General features: G+C 41.8%; 2 protein-coding genes. Both read left to right on the top strand.

Annotation, left to right across the window (positions count from 1 at the left end; all coding sequences use genetic code 11):
* Positions 1–580 (top strand): class I SAM-dependent methyltransferase (locus tag RB298_RS02665; protein ID WP_486045622.1); only part of this gene is annotated, 580 nt, incomplete at its 5' end.
* Positions 581–645: 65 nt separating this feature from the next.
* Positions 646–774 carry a YuzL family protein gene (locus RB298_RS02660; RefSeq protein ID WP_013056674.1) on the top strand — a complete coding sequence of 43 codons (129 nt, stop codon included), beginning with the start codon at positions 646–648 and terminating at the stop codon, positions 772–774.
* Positions 775–832 lie beyond the last annotated feature (58 nt).

Raw genomic sequence — 832 nt, 5'->3', positions numbered from 1 at the left:
GAAAACAGTGATTCCATTTATTCAAAAACATCTTAAATTAGGTGGTATGGTGGCAGACGTGGGCTGCGGTGATGGGTTTGGAACGTCTCTTTTAGCTGCTTCTGGATATAAAGCAATCGGTTTTGACTTATCGGAAGAAATGATTCAAAAAGCATCCCAGCTGCATAAAAGTGAAAATTTGTCGTTCGCTCAAGCTGATATTATGAAGCTCCCGCTGTCTTCTGAAGCAGTAGAAGGGGTTATGGTAATCAACGCCCTAGAATGGACGGAGCACCCGCGATTAGCTTTGAAGGAATTGTACCGAGTTGTAAAACTAGGAGGATATGCATGCGTAGGTATTCTTGGGCCAACTGCTCAGCCTCGTACCAATAGTTTCCAAAGACTATATGGTGAAGACGTTATTTGCAATACGATGATGCCGTGGGAGTTTGAACAGCTTGCAAAAGAAAATGGATGGGAAGTAATCGATGGCGAAGGTGTATATAAGCGAAATGTTACTGATAAGCTGATTGGACAGCTCCCAAATGAATTAAAGCAAGCCTTAACGTTTCTATGGCTGTTTATGCTCAAGAAACAATAAAAACAGCACGCCTCTCCTTATATGTAGCTGTACAAAGGGTACACTACAAACTGGAGGTGAGTGACATGAGTAAAATTAAAAAAGACCGCTCAAAATCAGAGCTAGGTTCACCAAATGTAGAAGGACAAGGGACGACCACTTCTGAACAAGGCGTTCAAAGCAGTTCAGCTAACAAAAAGCAGAAGCGTTCATAACAAAAATAAAACGAACTTGCAGGGAGAACAACGAGCTCCCTGCAAGTTCGTTTTATTT

The sequence above is a fragment of the Priestia sp. BR_2 genome, from assembly GCF_041954005.1.
Taxonomy (GTDB): domain Bacteria; phylum Bacillota; class Bacilli; order Paenibacillales; family Paenibacillaceae; genus Paenibacillus_AQ; species Paenibacillus_AQ lautus_A.
This window is presented reverse-complemented; position numbering and strand designations above follow the sequence as displayed.

Excerpts from the sequence above, each read along its gene's own strand:
- RB298_RS02660 (WP_013056674.1), top strand. The coding sequence starts at position 646 with ATGAGTAAAATTAAAAAAGACCGCTCAAAATCAGAGCTAGGTTCACCA.